The following is a 16,118-nucleotide window of genomic DNA, read 5'->3' as shown; positions in this document are numbered from 1 at the left end:
ATTCGAGACGATCCATGGCCAGGACGCTCAATGGAATGTTCAATCGTCTGGAAGGGGATGGGCGATGGAGAAGATCTCACTCACTGCACTTGCCCGGCAGCACCTGGAGTCTGCGCGTGCGGCCAGTAGCGGACGCAGCGCCCACACCGTCTATGGCGGCCACGAACATGCACTACGCCAGACGCTGATGGCCATGATCGCCGGCAGCACCATGGACGATCACGAGAGTCCGGGTGAGGCGACGCTCGAGGTGCTGCAGGGCAGGGTGCGCGTGACGAACTCCGCATCAGGTTGGGATGGGTCGCCGGGCGACCTGATCGTGCTGCCTCGGGAGCGACACGGCTTACATGCCGTTGAGGACTCGGTCGTGCTACTGACTGTCTCGAAACCCGTTGGGCCGCATACCTAGTCTGCCGAGTGTGCAGTTTCGTACGCTATGAAGTCTCTCCAGCCGAGGTTCATCACCTCGCGCAGCCCCAGCACCCGCACGTACGCGTCGCGGGCCGCCTCCAAATCCGGCACGGTCAGGATCGGCATGACGCGCCGAACGGTCATATCGCCGGACCCAATAGATCGTCGGCGTCCTTGATGACGTAGCCGTAGCCCTGCTCGGCCAGGAACCGCTGCCGGTGCGCGGCATACTCCGCGTCGAGGCTGTCGCGCGACACCACTGAATAGAACATCGCGCCGCCGCCGTCGTGTTTAGGACGCAGCAGCCGTCCCAACCGCTGCGCCTCCTCCTGCCTGGACCCGAAGGTGCCCGAAACCTGCACTGCCACAGACGCTTCCGGCAAGTCAATGGAGAAGTTCGCCACCTTCGACACCACCAGGGTGGAGATCTCGCCGCGGCGGAACGCGTCGAACAAGGCCTCGCGTTCGGCGGTCTTCGTCGAGCCCTGAATCACCGGGGCGTTGAGTTCCTGGCCCAACTCGTCGAGCTGGTCGAGGTACGCGCCGATCACCAACGTCTGTTCGCCTTGGTGTTTGTCCAGGATCGACTTCACCACCGCGATCTTGGTGTGCACCGTGGAGCACAGCTTGTAGCGCTCGTCGGGTTCGGCGACGGCATAGAGCATGCGCTCGTTGTCGGTCATCGTCACGCGGACTTCGATGCATTCGGCGGGCGCGATCCAGCCCTGGGCCTCGATGTCTTTCCAGGGCGCGTCATAGCGCTTGGGGCCAATGAGCGAGAACACGTCGCCCTCGCGGCCGTCCTCGCGGATCAGCGTGGCGGTCAACCCGAGACGCCGGCGCGACTGCAGGTCCGCTGTCATCCGGAACACCGGTGCGGGCAGCAGGTGCACCTCGTCGTAGATGATCAGGCCCCAGTCGCGGCTGTCGAACAGCTCGAGGTGGCGGTACTCGCCCTTGGTGCGGCGGGTGATCACCTGGTACGTCGCAATCGTGACGGGCCGGATCTCCTTCTTCTCCCCCGAGTACTCGCCGATCTCCTCCTCGGTCAGCGACGTCCGGTTGATCAGCTCGCGCTTCCACTGCCTGCCGGCGACGGTGTTGGTCACCAGGATCAGCGTGGTCGCGCCGGCCTTGGCCATCGCTGCCGCGCCGACGAGCGTCTTGCCCGCACCGCACGGCAACACCACCACGCCAGAGCCGCCCTCCCAGAACGAGTCCGCGGCCATCTCCTGGTAGTCGCGCAGGTGCCAGTTCTCCTGATCAAGGGAGATCGGGTGCTTTTCACCGTCAACGTACCCAGCCAAATCTTCTGCGGGCCAACCGATTTTGAGCAGCATCTGCTTGACGCGGCCGCGCTCGCTGTTGTGCACGATGACGGTGTCGTCGTCGATGCGCGCACCCAGCATCGGCGCGATCTTCTTGTTGCGGAGCACCTCTTCGAGCACCGCGCGATCGAAGCTGACCAACGTCAGGCCGTGCGCCGGGTGCTTCACCAGCTGCAGGCGCCCGTAGCGGGCCATCACGTCGACGATGTCGACCAGCAGCGGCTGCGGCACCGCGTAGCGGGAGAAGCTCACCAGCGCGTCGACCACCTGCTCGGCGTCGTGGCCCGCCGCGCGTGCGTTCCACAGCGCCAGCGGAGTGATCCGGTAGGTGTGAACGTGCTCGGGCGCGCGCTCCAGCTCGGCGAACGGAGCGATCGCGGCGCGCGCCGCGCCGGCCTGCTCATGGTCGACTTCGAGCAGCACCGTCTTGTCGGACTGCACGATCAGGGGGCCGTCGGTCATTTTGTCCATTATCCGGATGACGCCGACGTGCCGCCGTTCAGTGGGTCGCTGCCTGGGCCGGCGCGCCCGCCGGCGCGGCCGCGCCGCCCCCTCCGGGCAGCGCAATCTGGGGCACACCGGGCGTGCCGACCTGGCCGGCCAGCCACGGCAGCGAGTCCTTGAACACGTCCATTGCGAACGGCCAGTCGTGTTTACCCGGCGACGCGACGACCGCGCATGCGATGCCGTTGGCCTTGCCCACCTTGCACAGGGAGTTGGCGGCGTCGGTCTGATCACCGGGATTGCCCGCGGCGTCCTGACCGCCGAGGCCGACCGCATTCGGATTGCCATACCCGCCTTTGCGCGGCGTCGGGGCGTCCGACGAGATCGCGAACCAGCCCGCCACGCCCTGGTAAGGGCCGTGCTTGTCGATCACCGTGGTGGGGTCGTAGACCGCCCACTTGGCGGCGTCGCCGCCGTAGATGCGGGCGATGGTCTGCTCCTTGGTTCCGGCGTTGGGTCCCATGTCGCCGGCGACGTCGACGAACGTGCTGAACAACCCCGGGTGCATCACGGTCAGATCCACAGCGCAGGTGCCGCCCATCGACCAGCCGACAACGCCCCAGTGGCTGCCCTGGACGCCGAAAGTGGTTGACACGTATGGCGGTACGTCCTTGGTCAGATGGTCGGCGACATTGCCGCGCGGCCCGTTGACGCATTCGGTGTCGTTGTTGAATGACCCGCCGACGTCGACGAAAACGAACACTGGCGCATTACCGCCATGCTCGGCGGCGAAGCGGTCGATCGGGGCGATCGCGTTACCGGTGCGCGGCCAGTCCGACGGGGTGTTGAACTCACCGGCGATCATCATCACCACCGGCAGCTTGGGCGCATTCGCGGCGAACCACGCCGGCGGCAGGTATACGAGTTCGGTGCGGTGTTTGAATCCTGACGCGTCGGCGGGAATCGTCACCGGCACCAGCGCGCCGTGCGGCGGAGCGCCCTTGCCGCGCATTGCCATCACGGTAGTCAGATCGGTTTCGTCGGGCAGCGGCCCCGCGGTCAACTCGTTCCAGGCAGCCTGAACCGTCGGGAAGTAGCCGACCCACAGGTTCACCGCAACCCCCGCGCTGAGCAGACACAGCGGAATGGCCAGCAGCGACACGGTCCGGCGCCGCCACCGGCTGCTGCGCCAACCGAGTACCGCGACGGCCACCGCAAGGCCGGTCAGGCCGACCCAGATCCACAGCGACGACGGCGCCGGATCGCCCGCCATGCCCTGCGAGTCGATGTACCAATGTGTCCACGCCGCCGCGATCAGGCCGACGGCGATCGCCACCGGCAGCCACACCATGCGCCACTTCCGCGACCGCCAACCGATCGCCAGCACCAGCACCACAGCGGCCACCGCCCACACAGTCGGCGGCAGCCACCCGTGCAACAAGGACAGGCCGTGCCGATAGCCGGCCGGTGCCGCTGGTGCCTCGGTTAACAGCGTTGTCACACAGACATATTCACCAACGGTCCTGTGAACCAGCTGTGTCGTAGCTAGCTATCCGGCGTCTGCGGCCACCACCGAAGTGACGCGGTGGATCGCGAATTCGCGAACCCGGCCCGATGCTGGGTCGTACGCCGTCAGCTGGCCGCCACGGACGTTGATCGGTGCCACCACCCGCTGCGTCGCCACTCCTGCCGGGTCCACGTAGCCGATCACCACCGAGGACTGGTGGTGCGCGGCCTCCTGCAACTGCGTGATGGCGACGGCGGGGTCGAGGCGCATGTTCCCGAACGGCGCCGATGCGACCTTTCGCAGCACCGCGACGATGGCGCCAAGGGTCTGGCTGGTTGGCGTCGGCGGGCGATGCGCGCGGCGCCGTCCCGGCGGTGCGGGCACGCGGGCGCCGCGTGCGCGGAGGTCGACGATCGTGCCGGTCGAGTCCTCAGCGGCGGGGGCGAAATTGGAACCGCGTAGCGTGGCGAGCACCTCGGAGATCGGCGCCTGAGACACCGCCACGGTCGGCGCGAGCAGCCGCATCTCCAACTGGTCGGCCGCGGGCGTCGCAACGGCCTGTGCGAGCAGGGCCGGGTCCTCACATCGCACAAACGACTGCGCCATGCCGACCCGCAGTTGTCCGTGCCTGCGCGCAACGTCATCGATCAGATACGTCAAGCCTTGCGGCACAGGTGTTTTCGAGTGCTTGCTAAACAATGCGTGTAACTCGCTTGCGGTCCGGCCGGTGTCGAGAGCACGCCGGATCGACGCCTCTGTCACCCGGTACACCATCGCCGCGCCTGCCGATTCCACCGTCGCCACCGCAGCCAGTTGTTCGGCCAGATCGCGTTCGAGTGGTCCCGGCACGATGACCGTCAGGTCGGCCTGCAGCAGGAAGTGGTCGATGGGTGCGGGCAGCACCTCGTCCATCGTGGCGATGACATCGTCGGCCGACTGTTCGGCCAGCAGCTTGCGCGCAGGCGACGCGATCGCACCGCGGCCGACCACACCCAAGGCATGCGCCTCGGTCAGCAGGTCGCCGACGGGGCCGGGTTGCAGCCGCGCGGCCCAGCGGGGACGCCGCCACGTCATCGCGCGGGACGCCGAGGTGGCGTCGACGCCGGATCCCGCGGGTAGGTCGGTCAGCACGTCGAGCAGCAGCCGCCGGTCGAGCGGGGCAGCCGTTGAGAACAGCGAATCCGACAGCGCCGCATAGGGTTTGCCGTCGGGGCCACGGCCACCGACCAGGCTCGGCCTGCCCGGCAGGTCCAGCCACGTCGACGCCAGCAGGTGCCATTTAGAGGCTGTCGGCGATTCGATGAACCTGTCGGCGGCCACCGTCGGGGCCCAATACGGGCCGACGGCGCCGTCGTGCGGATCGGGTTCTGGCATCCCTGCGGCGATAAGTCCCGCGGCCGCCGACACCTCGAGGATCAGCCCGAGTCGGGTTTCGTCGATGCCGGTCACCTTGGTCATTCGTTTGACGTCGCGCACGCCCAACCCACCACTGCGAAGCTCGGGAACCGGTGTGGCGCCGAGGGTTTCGAGCACCAGCTCGACCTCGCGCAGCAGATCGATGGCCGCGCCGGCGGCCACCGCGTCGACGTCGGCGGCGGAGGTGGTCGACGCCGTCGGATCGGGTGGCGTCAGATGCGTCGGCCCCGGCTGCTCGCCGCGCATCACCTGACCGACCAGCCGCGGCAGGATCACGGTTTCGTCGTCGACCTGACGCAGCAGCCCGGCGGCCAGCAGCCGCTGCACGGGCCGGTCCGGCGGAGTGCCCGGCGCGGCGTCGCGGGTGCGGCCCATCGGCGAACCCTCCAGCAGCCGCTGCAACAACTCGCGCTGCGGGCCGTCGAGCGCCTCGATCCGGGCGGCGATATCCGTCTGCTCGTCCCCGTCCTCCAAAACGGCCTGCCCGGGATACCACGGCAGGCCCGCGGACGCCTCGGCTGCCACGCGTACGGTGTCGCCGCCCCACACCAGAGCGCGCGCGCGAAGGTCGTCGACGGCCGCGGTAACGGTGTCCTGGCTCGCGCGGTCCCCGATCAGGGCTAGCAGCTTGGACAGTGGGACCGCCGCGGTGTCCGCATGCAGGACGAGTAACCCGTCGAGCACCGCGAGCCGCAGGAAATCCAACCCGTCGGTGGCGGCCTTTACCGACTGCCGGGCCTGGGCGCGCGCCGCCAGCGCCGCGATGGTGCCCGGCGGTGGCTGGGTCAGGTCGGGCCGCAGCTCCAGCAGCCGGATCAGCCGCTCGTCGTCGAGCTCGGCCAACCAGGCGCCCAGCGGGACGCCCGGAGAAGTTTCGGTCATTGCTGACCAGCGTAAAGGACCCTGCCGGTGTCGCCACTGGTCGCGGCGCCTGCCACAATGTCCACGTGGCTGACAACAAGGGCAAGAAACAGTACGTCGACCCGGGCTGGCCCGCGGTCAACGGCGATGACGATCACGCGGTCAGCGAGCTGGCCACGGACCGCACCGGCGCGCTGTCGCCATTCGGTGAGCTGGTGTTTCCGCAGCCTGCCGACGAGCTTCCGTACGTACATCCAGTCACGGTGGTCAACAAGTAGCGGTGACCGACTCCGCGCGTCGCTTATCGCACCTCGACGAGTCAGGCGCGGCGCACATGGTCGACGTCACGGGTAAGGACGCCACCAAGCGCACCGCCGTCGCCGCAGGAACCTTTCATACGACCGCTGAGGTGGTCGCGCTGATCGCATCGGGCGGGCTGCCCAAGGGCGACGCCGTGGCCACCGCCCGCATCGCCGGCATCATGGCCGCCAAGCGCACCAGCGACCTCATCCCGCTTTGCCACCCGCTGGCGCTCACGGGTGTCGACGTCGACTTCGAGATCGGCGACGACCGCATCGGTATCACCGCGACCGTGCGCACCACCGACCGCACCGGCGTCGAGATGGAAGCGCTGACCGCCGTCAGCGTCGCCGCGCTCACGCTCTTCGACATGATCAAAGCCGTCGATCCCGCAGCCCGCATCGGCGACATCCGGGTGCTGCGCAAAGAGGGCGGCAAGACGGGGTCGTGGACGAGGTGATGAGCGCTTGCGCGAAGAACCGACGATGACGACGCGGACGGGCCGGGTGGTGATCGCGTCCACGCGCGCCGCGGCCGGCGTATACGAGGACCGCACCGGACCGATCATCGTCGACTGGCTCAACGGGCAGGGCATCACGACGCCGGCACCCGTCGTAGTCCCCGACGGTGCCGACGTGAGCCGCGCGCTGTCCGCCGCGATCGGTGAAAACGTCGATGTAGTAATCACTTCCGGCGGCACCGGCATTTCGCCGACGGACTCCACACCGGAAGCCACCGCCGACATCGTCGACTATCAGATCCCCGGCCTTGCCGATGCGATCCGGCGCTCAGGCCTGCCGCACGTGCCGACCTCGGTGCTCTCACGCGGCATATGCGGCGTCAGCGGCCGCACGTTGATCGTGAACCTGCCCGGCTCCACCGGGGGCGTCAAGGACGGCCTCGGGGTGCTCGACGACGTCCTCGAGCACGCGCTCGACCAACTCAGGGGTAAGGACCACACCCGATGACCGCCGTCGTCTTACGCGTCGATCTGACCGAGCAGCCGATCGAGCTGTCGGACTACGAGGCGCTGGTGTCACACGAATCTGCCGGAGCCGTAGTCGGATTCGCGGGTGTGGTCCGCGATCATGACGGCGGCCGCACCGTGACCCGGCTGGAGTATTCCGCGCACCCCTCGGCGCAGCAGACTCTGGCCGACGTGGCCGCCGAGATCGCGGCCGACTGTCACGGTGTGCGCGCCATCGCGGTCAGTCACCGCATCGGCACGCTGCAGATCGGCGACGCGGCCCTGGTGGCTGCCGTCGCTGCCGACCATCGGGCAGCCGCATTCGAGACGTGCGCGCGACTGGTCGACACGGTCAAGGCGCGGCTACCGGTGTGGAAGCACCAATTCTTCGCCGACGGCTCCGACGAGTGGGTGAACTCGGCGTGATCGCCTAAGCGGGCGGCAGGATCGGTGCGCCCGGTGCCGGTGGCGGGACAGGTGCGCCGGGTGCGGGCGGGGCGGCCGGATCGACCGGGGCCGCCGGGCCGACCGGCACGTTGGGGCCAGGACCCTGCTCCGGGTATGGCGTGTTCATCCCGCGCTGGGACAGCCCCATGATCAACGCTTCCTTGCCGCTGATGTCATGGTTCTGGACGGCCTGCCACAAGTCCTTCAGGTAGCTGACGTTCGGGCCGTCGTTGCCGTTCACGCTCGGATCCATCGTCGAGCCGGGCGGCGGGGCGTCCGGGCTCGCCAGGTGCGGGACACCGTCGGGCAGCGTCGGCAGGGCCGCAGCGGGATCGGTGGTCGCCTGGTTCGCGATGTCATACGCCTGGCCCGGAATGTTGACCGCGTTGAGCGGGGCCAGTGGGTCCGGTGCGGGTGCCGCAACGGCCCCCGGCGCGGGCGGCGCCGGGGGAGCCGGTGGGGCGGGCGGGAGCGGCGGCAGTACAGGGTCGAGCGGCGCCGGGGCGTGCAGGGCCCACAGGTCCGGCTGGGCGGCGGGTGCCGGGGCGTCAGCGTGGTCCCAGTTGTCAGCGAGCGCGACGTTGTCGACCACCGGCGGCGGTGCATCGACCGGCGGCGGAGGGGGCAGCGGCGCCTCCAGTGAAGCGTCGACGATCGGGGCCTGCTCGGGCGCGGGCAGGGGCGCGTCCACCGGCGCGGCGGGCGGCGCATCGGGCACCGGAGCCGACAACTCGTCAATCGGCGCGGCCTCCGGCGGCGGCGGGGGAACGACCGGATCCGGCGCAGGCAGTTCGCCGTTGACGTCGGGGTTGTCGAGCGGCTGCGGCGCGACAACATTGCGCGGCGTCGCACCGGACAGCGGGCCACCGCAGACGGGCCATGCACCCTTGCCCTGCGTGGCGAGCACGCGCTCGGCGACCGCGATCTGCTCTTCCTTGGTGGCCATGTGCGCCGACGGGGCGTACTGGCCGCCGCCGTGTGAGGCCCAGGTGCTCTGCGTGAACTGCAGCCCACCCTGATAGCCGTTTCCGGTGTTGATGGCCCAGTTATTGCCAGATTCGCACTTGGCTACCTGGTCCCATTCGCCGTCGGTGGCGGCGCCAGCTTGCCCGGCGAGGGCAAGGCTTCCGCCGCCGATGACCGCGCCGGTGAAGGCGATCTTGGCGACGCTTACTGCAGATGAAGTGGGCTTGCGGTGCCGTCCACTCATAGGTGCGTTAGGTCCTCTCTTATTCGCGCCTACGAGGTCAGCTGTCGGGTTCGGGCTGGAGAGGTTGCCCGGCCGTGTTGGACACGGCTTCACCCCAAGGGGCCGCAAGCGGCTCCTGGTCCTGTGTATTTCGGTGGACCGGTGGGTCCCCCGCCTCCATCCAAGTTGTTCGTCGTTGTCCCGTGTCCAACGGATGGAGCTCGGCGCTATCGGACACGGCAGGCCAAACGATTACGGGTCGATGGCTTGGGACTGAACGCTAACGGGTCGCGTTGACGACGTCACCTTTTAACGGGCTCGGCGATTCGGCGTCAAGCTAATTCTAAAAAGGCTCTAAATCCCCAGGACGCCAACGCATTTCCGCAGGTGCGCTTTCACAGGTAACGGTCCGTGGTCATCTTGTGACCATTCCGTTATGTGATGCAAATCACTCTTATCCGCCGGCGAATGGGGGAAGAACATCGACGGTTTGAGCGTCGCTCAACGTCAATCCCAAGTCCCGCACCGCAATTCCGTCGCAAAGATACGAGCATCGGCTCAGCACGTTCGCGAGCTCGGCACTGCGTTCGCCGAGATTTTGCACCAGCGCGCCGACGGTAGTGCCCGGCGCGACGCCGATGATTTCGTCGTCGAAGCCAGCAGCGGCACGCGCGGCCGCGAAGTAGCGGACGGTCACCTTCGCCGCCATCTCAGCCGCCGATCGCGCTCATCGGGCGGTCCGGCTGCACGAAGTCCGGGTCGTTGATGCCGTGGCCCGCCGCTTTGACCCACATGGTGGCCCGCCAGGCCACCGCCAGTGCGTCATCGTCGGCGCCGGAACGCAACAGGCGCCGCAGGTCGGTCTCGTGCTGGGCAAACAGGCAGTTGCGGACCTGACCGTCGGCGGTCAACCGCGTGCGGTCGCAGGCCGCGCAGAACGCATGCGAGACCGAGGCGATGATGCCGACCTTGCCCACGACGGCGTGGCCGTCAACGACCTCCCACAGCTCTGCGGGCGCCGATCCGCGCGGCGCCTGATCGGGTCGCAGGTCGAAACGTCGGCGCAGGGCGGCCAGCACGTCGTCGGCGGCGATCGCCCGGCCGCGCTTCCATTCGTGGCCTGCGTCAAGTGGCATCTGCTCGATGATGCGCAGCTGGTAGCCGTTGTCGATGCAGAACGCAAGCAGCGCGACGGCGTCGTCGAGGCCGGTGACCGGATCCAGCACGGCGTTGACCTTCACCGGGCTCAGCCCGGCTGCCTTTGCGGCCGCGAGTCCTTTTATTACGTCGGGCAGGCGGTCGCGGCGGGTGATGTGGGCGAAGCGTGCGGCGTCGACGGTATCGAGGGAGACGTTGATCCGGTCCAGGCCGGCCGCCTTGAGCTTGGCGGCCCGCTTGTCGAGCCCAATGCCGTTGGTGGTCAACGTGATCTCGGGCCGCGGCCGAAGCGCGGCGGTGGCGGCGACGACGTCCTCGAGGTGCTTGGCCACCAAAGGCTCACCGCCGGTGAACCGAACGCTGGTGATGCCGAGCCTGGTGACTGCGATGCGCAACAGCCGGGCCAGCTCGTCGGTGCGCAAGAGCTGCTCGCCCGGCAGCCAGTCCAGGCCCTCGGCCGGCATGCAGTAGGTGCAGCGCAGATTGCAGCGGTCGGTCAGCGAAACGCGCAGATCCGTCGCGACGCGGCCGAAGGTGTCGACCATCGGTCCGTCGATCGGCATCCCCCGCACGGGACGCTGCACCGACGGCACGCCGAGCTCGGTGATGGTCATGCGGCCGCTCGCATCGGGGTGTGGAGGGAATCGACCGGCACGATCTCCTTGCCGAGCGGGAACAGCGACACCGGGACCAGCTTCAGGTTGGCCAGCGCCAGTGGAATGCCGATGATCGTGATCGCCATCGCCACTGCGGTGATCACGTGGCCGATGGCCAGCCAGATGCCGAACAGGATGACCCAGATGACGTTGCCGATCAGCGCGCCGGGTCGCGGGCCTGGCTTGTCGACGATGGTGTTGCCGAACGGCCACAGCGCATAGAGCGCGATGCGCAGCGCGGCGAACCCGAACGGGATCGTGATGATCAAGACGAAGCAGATCAGCGCGGCAACCAGGTAGCCCAACGCCAGCCAGAGGCCGCCGAAGACCAACCAAATAATGTTCAGGATCAGCCGCATCTTTCCTCCAGCAGTGGTTTCAGACTACCGAGTAAAGGGGGTGCTCGGTTCTGCGGCGTCCGAGTAGGATCACCTAAACGCGTCCCGGCGCAGGCGGGGCGCTTTCGTATGTACTCCTATGTAGTCGTTTTCGTTAGAGACAAGCGGGTGAGACCAGTGCCGACCGGCCGGGTTAAGTGGTACGACGCCGAGAAGGGCTTCGGCTTTCTGTCGCAAGAAGACGGTGAGGACGTCTACGTCCGGTCCTCTGCGCTGCCCACTGGTGTCGAGGGCCTGAAGGCCGGTCAGCGCGTCGAGTTCGGCGTGGCCGCCGGCCGGCGGGGCCCGCAGGCGTTGAGCCTGAAGCTCATCGACCCTCCGCCCAGCCTGACGCGGACTCGTCGCGAGGCGGCGGCCGCCGAGCACAAGCACACCCCGGATGAGTTGCACGGCATGGTCGAAGACATGATCACGCTGCTCGAAGGCACGGTGCAGCCGGAGCTGCGCAAGGGTCGCTACCCCGACCGCAAGGTCGCCCGCCGGGTCTCCGAGGTCGTCAAGGCCGTCGCACGCGAACTCGACGCCTGACTTCTACTCGGCGGGGGAACACTGAAGGCATGGCATACGTCGCAGGCGGCGGTGAGTTCAACCGCGACACCAACTACATCACCACCCGCATCACAGCTGACGGGCGCGACGGCTACCCCGTCGAACCAGACCGGTATCGACTCGTCGTCGCGCGCGCCTGCCCGTGGGCCAACCGCACCATCATCGTGCGACGCCTGCTGGGCCTGGAAGACGTGCTCTCCATTGGCTTTTGCGGTCCGACGCACGACGACGACAGCTGGACGTTCGACCTTGACCCGGGCGGTGTCGATCCCGTACTGAGGATCCCGCGGCTCAAGGACGCGTACCTCAAGCGTTTCCCTGATTACGAGAAGGGCATCACGGTGCCCGCGATCGTCGAGGTGGTGACGGGTGAGGTCGTCACCAATGACTTCGCACAGATCACGCTGGACTTCTCCACGCAGTGGGCCAAGTTCCATCGCGAAGGCGCGCCGCAGCTGTACCCCGAAGGGCTGCGCGACGAGATCGACGAGGTCGCCCAGCGCATCTACACCGAGGTCAACAACGGCGTGTACCGCTGCGGCTTTGCGGGGTCGCAGGAGGCTTACGACAAGGCCTACGACCGGTTGTTCACCGCGCTCGACTGGCTTTCCGATCGGTTGTCGAACCAGCGCTATCTGGTCGGCGACACCATCACCGAGGCCGACGTCAGGCTGTTCACGACGCTGGCCCGCTTCGATCCCGTCTACCACGGCCACTTCAAGTGCAACCGCCAGAAGCTCGCGGAGATGCCGGTCCTATGGGCCTACGCGCGGGATCTGTTCCAGACACCTGGCTTCGGCGACACCATCGATTTCGTGCAGATCAAGCAGCACTACTACATCGTGCACAAGGACATCAACCCGACCCAGATCGTGCCGAAAGGGCCCGATCTATCCAATTGGTTGACGCCACACGGCCGGGAAGCGTTGGGCGGCAGTCCCTTTGGGGACGGCACACCACCTGGCCCGACGCGCGAGGGTGAGCGGGTGCCGGACGGGCACGGCGCGGGCTAGGGCCAGACCGTCCGCACCGACCACTCCGCGTGTGGCACCGGAAACTCGTTGCCCGCCTCATCGCGCACCAGTGTCGGCAGCTGCACGGCGATGCCGAACAATCTGCCGCGGTGTGGATCCACGGCGGGGATGGTGACCGCCAGTTTCGTCTCCGGCCGGAATTCGGAGACGACATCGCCCCCCTCATACGACCGAACCAAAACCCATGGTGCGCGGGCGATTTCGGTCGGCACCGACAACTGCACGGCATGACGCTGGTCGACGCGCAATTCGCCGGCGGCCTTGGGAGTTTCGCACTCGGTGGGGTTCAGCACCTCGCAGTACCGGTATGGTCCCACCCTTACCAGCTGGCCATCCGAATAGGCGCTGATCTCGGGATGTTTCGGCCGCGGGTCTTGCACGAGGCGCCAGACCAGCACACCGGTGAGGACAGACGCGACGATCGCGACGATCGCCAGCGCGGCGACAACGCGTTTCACTCCGGCGCCACCGCCGCCCGATCCGGCCTGCCGCCCTCTTGCTCCGCAAGCACCGGACGGTTGCCGCCAAAGCCGGGTATCAGCGACTCGCCGAAGTAGCTCACCACGGTCTGCGCCAGCCCGACGATCAGGATCGCGGTGATCGCCGTGAAACCCACCCACAGATCGGTGTAGACCAGAACGCCGGTCGCGCCGCCCGCCACCCAGGCCAACTGCAGCAACGACTCTGAGCGGCCGAACGCCGACGCGCGGGACTTCTCCGGCAGATCGTCCTGCAGCGACGCGTCGAGTGAGGCCTTCGCGATCGCCGCGGCCGCAGAGGTGATCAGTGTGGCCAGCGCCGCCACCATCAGCTTGCCGGTCAATGCGGTCGCAAAGGCGAACGTCGTGACCGCGATTGTGCAGCGCACGACCAGCAGCGCCGGGTAGCCGAGCTTCAACCGCGCCGCAGTGAAGTTGCCCGCGAAGTTGCCGATCGCCGCGGCTGCGCCGATCACCCCGAGGATGCGCAACTGCTCCCAGCCGCCGGCGTCATGCGACTTCGCTACGAACGCGGGATACAGGAACAGGAACCCGACCATCACCTTGATGGTGCAGTTACCCCACAGTGCAGCAATAATGTTGCGGCCCAAAGGTTGTCGCGGCTCGGCCGAAGTCTTGTGCTGTTCGGGATGACGCCGCAACTCCCCGCTGCGGCCGTGATATGACAGCGTGGTCGGCACCTCACCCGCAGTCACCTCGACCCACTTGGGGATCCGCATCGACAATGCCGCGCCGACGAGGGTGACCGCGACGATGACGTAGAGCGCGCCGGGCAGGTGCACCACCCCGAGCAGATACTCCGCGCCCGCAGCGATCGCTCCGCCGACCATCGTGCCGCCCAGCAACCCGAACGTCGTCAGCCGCGAGTTCACCCGCACCAGGTCGATCGTCGGCGGCAGCACACGCGGGGTGACCGCGCTGCGCAGCACGCTAAAAGACTTGGACAGCACCATCATTCCGAGTGCGCACGGATATAGCACCCACGACGGGTAGCTGCCGGTGAGGCCGTCGTAGTTGGCGACCAGCACCATCGCGAGCGCGGTCCGCAAGCCGAACGATGCGGCCAGCGCAACGCGGCGGCCGTGCTGCAGCCGGTCCAGCGCGGGGCCGATCAGGGGGGCGATCACCGCGAACGGGGCGATGGTGATCAACAGGTACAGCGCGACCTTGCCCTTGCTCTCCCCGGAAGCGGCGGCGAAGAACAACGTGTTGGCCAATGCGACGGCCATCGCCGCGTCGACGGCGAAGTTGGCCACCACCGGCCACGTCAGTGCGGTCAGGCCGGACTTATCCGCACCGTCGGCCGTGGCCGCGCGGTGCACCAAACCGTACATTTTCGAACCCATTTCGCGGCTGCGCTGCGCGGCCGCGCGGGTGACGGTGATCCTCTCACCCGCGCCCGAGCCCACGGTGGGCGGCGGCGCCGACGGATGCTCGCGGCCGGAGCGGTCATCGAGCGGGGGCAGCCACCGGTTGGCACTGGGCGCCGACGACGAGCGTCGCGGGCGTCGATAGCCGACGCCCACGTCGGGGTCGCTGGGGTAGTTCGCCATCCCGGGATGCTCCCCGTCGGCATCGGAAGGCGGACGCGGCGGGTAATAACGGTCTTCACGCCGACCCCGCGGGTCTCCGTGATCACGCCGCGATCCGGTCACGCCACGATTCTCCCCCATCGAGGCGGTAGCGGGCGTGCAGGTGACCGGTGTGGCTCCAGGTTCGCGGGTCAGGCACTATTGATGGCGATGGACAGCGTGGACACCGACGATCGCCCGGACCTGGAGGCGGTGCTGATGGGCGCCGTCGAGCAGGCGCGCGCGGCGATCGTCGAGTTCAGTGGCGAGGACACCCTGGGGGAGTACCTCGGGGCCAGCTTTGAGGACCCGACGTCCGCCACGCATCGGTTCCTGGCCGATATGCCTGGCTACAAAGGCTGGCAGTGGGCCGTCGTGGTCGCCGCCTGCCCGGGCGCCCACCACGCGACCATCAGCGAAGTCGTGTTGGTCCCCGGCCCGACCGCGTTGCTGGCGCCCAAGTGGGTGCCGTGGGAGGAGCGCATCAAGCCGGGTGACCTGAGTCCCGGGGACCTGCTCGCGCCGGCCACCAACGACCCCAGACTGGTGCCCGGGTATACGGCAAGCGGCGATCCGTTGGTGGATGAGGTCGCGGTCGAGCTCGGGCTTGGCCGCCGTCAGGTGCTCAGCGAGTTCGGCCGCAGTGATGCCGCACAACGCTGGCACGACGGTGATTTCGGTCCGGGATCGGCGATGGCCAGGTCCTCCCGCCGGGTGTGCCGAGACTGCGGCTTCTACATTCCGCTGGCCGGGGCGCTCGGCACGATGTTCGGTGTGTGCGCCAACGAGCTCGCCGCTGACGGGCATGTCGTCGAATCCGAATACGGTTGCGGCGCACACTCGGACACGCCGCAACCACCTGGCACAGGTTCTCCGTTGTACGACCCGTTCGATGATGGCGTGCTCGAGGTAGTCGAGCCCGAAAGCTAGCGCTCCGCAGCCGCTTTGATGCGCGACAGCGTCGCGTTCATCCCCTCGACCAGTTCGCGTTCGAAATTCGGCACACCGCCCATCAACGCGTTCACGCTCATGTTCGAAAACGCCGTCACACCGCTCTCGGCGTGTCGGGATTCCACCAGGCGCGTGCCGGTCTCGGTCGGTTCCAGCTCGTAGCTCCAGATCGTGTGATTGATCGGCACCCGAAACGCCAGCTTCTTTTCTGGAATCACCTCGGTGAGGACGCTTGTCGTCGGCCACCAGAAAAACCGGCCGCGACGGTTGAAGTTGATCGTCATGGTGCCTTGTCGCACCCGGCCCAGCGCCTCCTCACCCGGCACTGTGGACTCCACTGCGGCATCCGGCTGAGATCGGACACCAACGCCCACACCTTGTCGACCGGTGCGTCGATGTCGATCTCTGCTTGCAACAGCGGCGCTGCCATT

The 16,118-nt window shown here is 67.8% G+C and carries 18 protein-coding genes, 1 pseudogene and 1 riboswitch; of the genes and pseudogenes, 8 read left to right on the top strand and 11 right to left on the bottom strand.

The window, feature by feature from the left end; genetic code table 11:
- The first annotated feature begins 64 nt into the window (after window positions 1–64).
- Window positions 65–409 carry a cupin domain-containing protein gene (locus MYCSM_RS26435; protein ID WP_015309244.1) on the top strand — a complete coding sequence of 115 codons (345 nt, stop codon included), beginning with the start codon at window positions 65–67 and terminating at the stop codon, window positions 407–409.
- Here the strand turns inward: MYCSM_RS26435 and MYCSM_RS36260 are convergent.
- From MYCSM_RS36260 to MYCSM_RS26420, 4 genes are read right to left on the bottom strand one after another with little or no spacing between them, the layout of a single operon-like run.
- Window positions 406–555 (bottom strand): hypothetical protein, encoded by a 150-nt coding sequence (locus MYCSM_RS36260; protein ID WP_015309243.1) that lies wholly within the window; start codon window positions 553–555, stop codon window positions 406–408. The two genes, MYCSM_RS26435 and MYCSM_RS36260, sit on opposite strands and share 4 nt — an antisense overlap.
- On the bottom strand, window positions 552–2,201 hold the full coding sequence (locus MYCSM_RS26430) for a DNA repair helicase XPB (RefSeq protein WP_015309242.1): 1,650 nt from the start codon (window positions 2,199–2,201) through the stop codon (window positions 552–554). Before MYCSM_RS26430 ends, MYCSM_RS36260 begins: the two co-directional genes overlap by 4 nt.
- 37 nt (window positions 2,202–2,238) lie before the next feature.
- On the bottom strand, window positions 2,239–3,684 hold the full coding sequence (locus MYCSM_RS26425) for an alpha/beta hydrolase (RefSeq protein WP_015309241.1): 1,446 nt from the start codon (window positions 3,682–3,684) through the stop codon (window positions 2,239–2,241).
- A 48-nt stretch (window positions 3,685–3,732) separates the two neighbouring features.
- Window positions 3,733–5,988 (bottom strand): helicase-associated domain-containing protein, encoded by a 2,256-nt coding sequence (locus MYCSM_RS26420; protein ID WP_015309240.1) that lies wholly within the window; start codon window positions 5,986–5,988, stop codon window positions 3,733–3,735.
- A gap of 65 nt (window positions 5,989–6,053) precedes the next feature.
- Here MYCSM_RS26420 and MYCSM_RS26415 point away from each other — a divergent pair, with 65 nt between their 5' ends.
- Genes MYCSM_RS26415 through MYCSM_RS26400 form a run of 4 tightly spaced genes read left to right on the top strand, consistent with a single transcriptional unit; the run spans window position 6,054 to window position 7,660 of the window.
- Window positions 6,054–6,245: a hypothetical protein gene (locus MYCSM_RS26415; RefSeq protein WP_015309239.1), complete on the top strand. Its 192-nt coding sequence runs from the start codon at window positions 6,054–6,056 to the stop codon at window positions 6,243–6,245.
- Between the two features lie 56 nt (window positions 6,246–6,301).
- On the top strand, window positions 6,302–6,727 hold the full coding sequence (gene moaC / locus MYCSM_RS26410) for a cyclic pyranopterin monophosphate synthase MoaC (RefSeq protein WP_015309238.1): 426 nt from the start codon (window positions 6,302–6,304) through the stop codon (window positions 6,725–6,727).
- Between the two features lie 25 nt (window positions 6,728–6,752).
- Window positions 6,753–7,235, top strand: coding sequence for a MogA/MoaB family molybdenum cofactor biosynthesis protein (locus MYCSM_RS26405; protein WP_015309237.1), 483 nt, complete (start codon window positions 6,753–6,755; stop codon window positions 7,233–7,235).
- Complete coding sequence (locus tag MYCSM_RS26400) at window positions 7,232–7,660, top strand: molybdenum cofactor biosynthesis protein MoaE (protein ID WP_015309236.1); 429 nt, start codon at window positions 7,232–7,234, stop codon at window positions 7,658–7,660. The genes MYCSM_RS26405 and MYCSM_RS26400 overlap by 4 nt, the downstream gene beginning before the upstream one ends.
- A 4-nt stretch (window positions 7,661–7,664) precedes the next feature.
- On the opposite strand, the gene MYCSM_RS26395 is transcribed toward MYCSM_RS26400, so the two are convergent.
- From MYCSM_RS26395 to MYCSM_RS26380, 4 genes are all read right to left on the bottom strand, one after another.
- Complete coding sequence (locus tag MYCSM_RS26395) at window positions 7,665–8,891, bottom strand: transglycosylase family protein (protein WP_015309235.1); 1,227 nt, start codon at window positions 8,889–8,891, stop codon at window positions 7,665–7,667.
- 9 nt (window positions 8,892–8,900) lie between these two features.
- Window positions 8,901–9,076: riboswitch (cyclic di-AMP (ydaO/yuaA leader) on the bottom strand.
- A 248-nt stretch (window positions 9,077–9,324) separates the two neighbouring features.
- Window positions 9,325–9,579, bottom strand: a complete 255-nt coding sequence (locus MYCSM_RS26390) for a MoaD/ThiS family protein (RefSeq protein WP_015309234.1) — start codon at window positions 9,577–9,579, stop codon at window positions 9,325–9,327.
- 1 nt (window position 9,580) lies between these two features.
- Window positions 9,581–10,642, bottom strand: coding sequence for a GTP 3',8-cyclase MoaA (gene moaA, locus MYCSM_RS26385; RefSeq protein WP_015309233.1), 1,062 nt, complete (start codon window positions 10,640–10,642; stop codon window positions 9,581–9,583).
- Window positions 10,639–11,043, bottom strand: a complete 405-nt coding sequence (locus MYCSM_RS26380) for a YccF domain-containing protein (RefSeq protein ID WP_015309232.1) — start codon at window positions 11,041–11,043, stop codon at window positions 10,639–10,641. The genes moaA and MYCSM_RS26380 overlap by 4 nt, the downstream gene beginning before the upstream one ends.
- A gap of 156 nt (window positions 11,044–11,199) precedes the next feature.
- Here MYCSM_RS26380 and MYCSM_RS26375 point away from each other — a divergent pair, with 156 nt between their 5' ends.
- Both MYCSM_RS26375 and MYCSM_RS26370 read left to right on the top strand, forming a co-directional pair.
- Entirely contained in the window at window positions 11,200–11,610 is a 411-nt protein-coding gene (locus MYCSM_RS26375; protein WP_041312711.1) for a cold-shock protein, read from the top strand.
- A 29-nt stretch (window positions 11,611–11,639) separates the two neighbouring features.
- A complete protein-coding gene (locus tag MYCSM_RS26370) occupies window positions 11,640–12,644 on the top strand; it encodes a glutathione S-transferase family protein (RefSeq protein WP_015309230.1) in 1,005 nt (334 codons plus the stop codon).
- On the opposite strand, the gene MYCSM_RS26365 is transcribed toward MYCSM_RS26370, so the two are convergent.
- Together MYCSM_RS26365 and MYCSM_RS26360 are read right to left on the bottom strand one after the other, a co-directional pair.
- Window positions 12,641–13,123 carry a DUF2771 domain-containing protein gene (locus MYCSM_RS26365; protein WP_015309229.1) on the bottom strand — a complete coding sequence of 161 codons (483 nt, stop codon included), beginning with the start codon at window positions 13,121–13,123 and terminating at the stop codon, window positions 12,641–12,643. The two genes, MYCSM_RS26370 and MYCSM_RS26365, sit on opposite strands and share 4 nt — an antisense overlap.
- Window positions 13,120–14,718: an MFS transporter gene (locus MYCSM_RS26360; protein ID WP_232425664.1), complete on the bottom strand. Its 1,599-nt coding sequence runs from the start codon at window positions 14,716–14,718 to the stop codon at window positions 13,120–13,122. Before MYCSM_RS26360 ends, MYCSM_RS26365 begins: the two co-directional genes overlap by 4 nt.
- 183 nt (window positions 14,719–14,901) lie before the next feature.
- Here MYCSM_RS26360 and MYCSM_RS26355 point away from each other — a divergent pair, with 183 nt between their 5' ends.
- Window positions 14,902–15,666 (top strand): DUF3027 domain-containing protein, encoded by a 765-nt coding sequence (locus tag MYCSM_RS26355; RefSeq protein ID WP_015309227.1) that lies wholly within the window; start codon window positions 14,902–14,904, stop codon window positions 15,664–15,666.
- Here the strand turns inward: MYCSM_RS26355 and MYCSM_RS26350 are convergent.
- Window positions 15,663–16,117: pseudogene (locus tag MYCSM_RS26350) on the bottom strand (SRPBCC family protein). The gene MYCSM_RS26355 and the pseudogene MYCSM_RS26350 sit on opposite strands and share 4 nt — an antisense overlap.
- Between the last annotated feature and the right edge of the window lies 1 nt (window position 16,118).

Origin of the sequence: Mycobacterium sp. JS623, from assembly GCF_000328565.1 — a bacterium.
Lineage (GTDB): Bacteria > Actinomycetota > Actinomycetes > Mycobacteriales > Mycobacteriaceae > Mycobacterium.
This window is presented reverse-complemented; position numbering and strand designations above follow the sequence as displayed.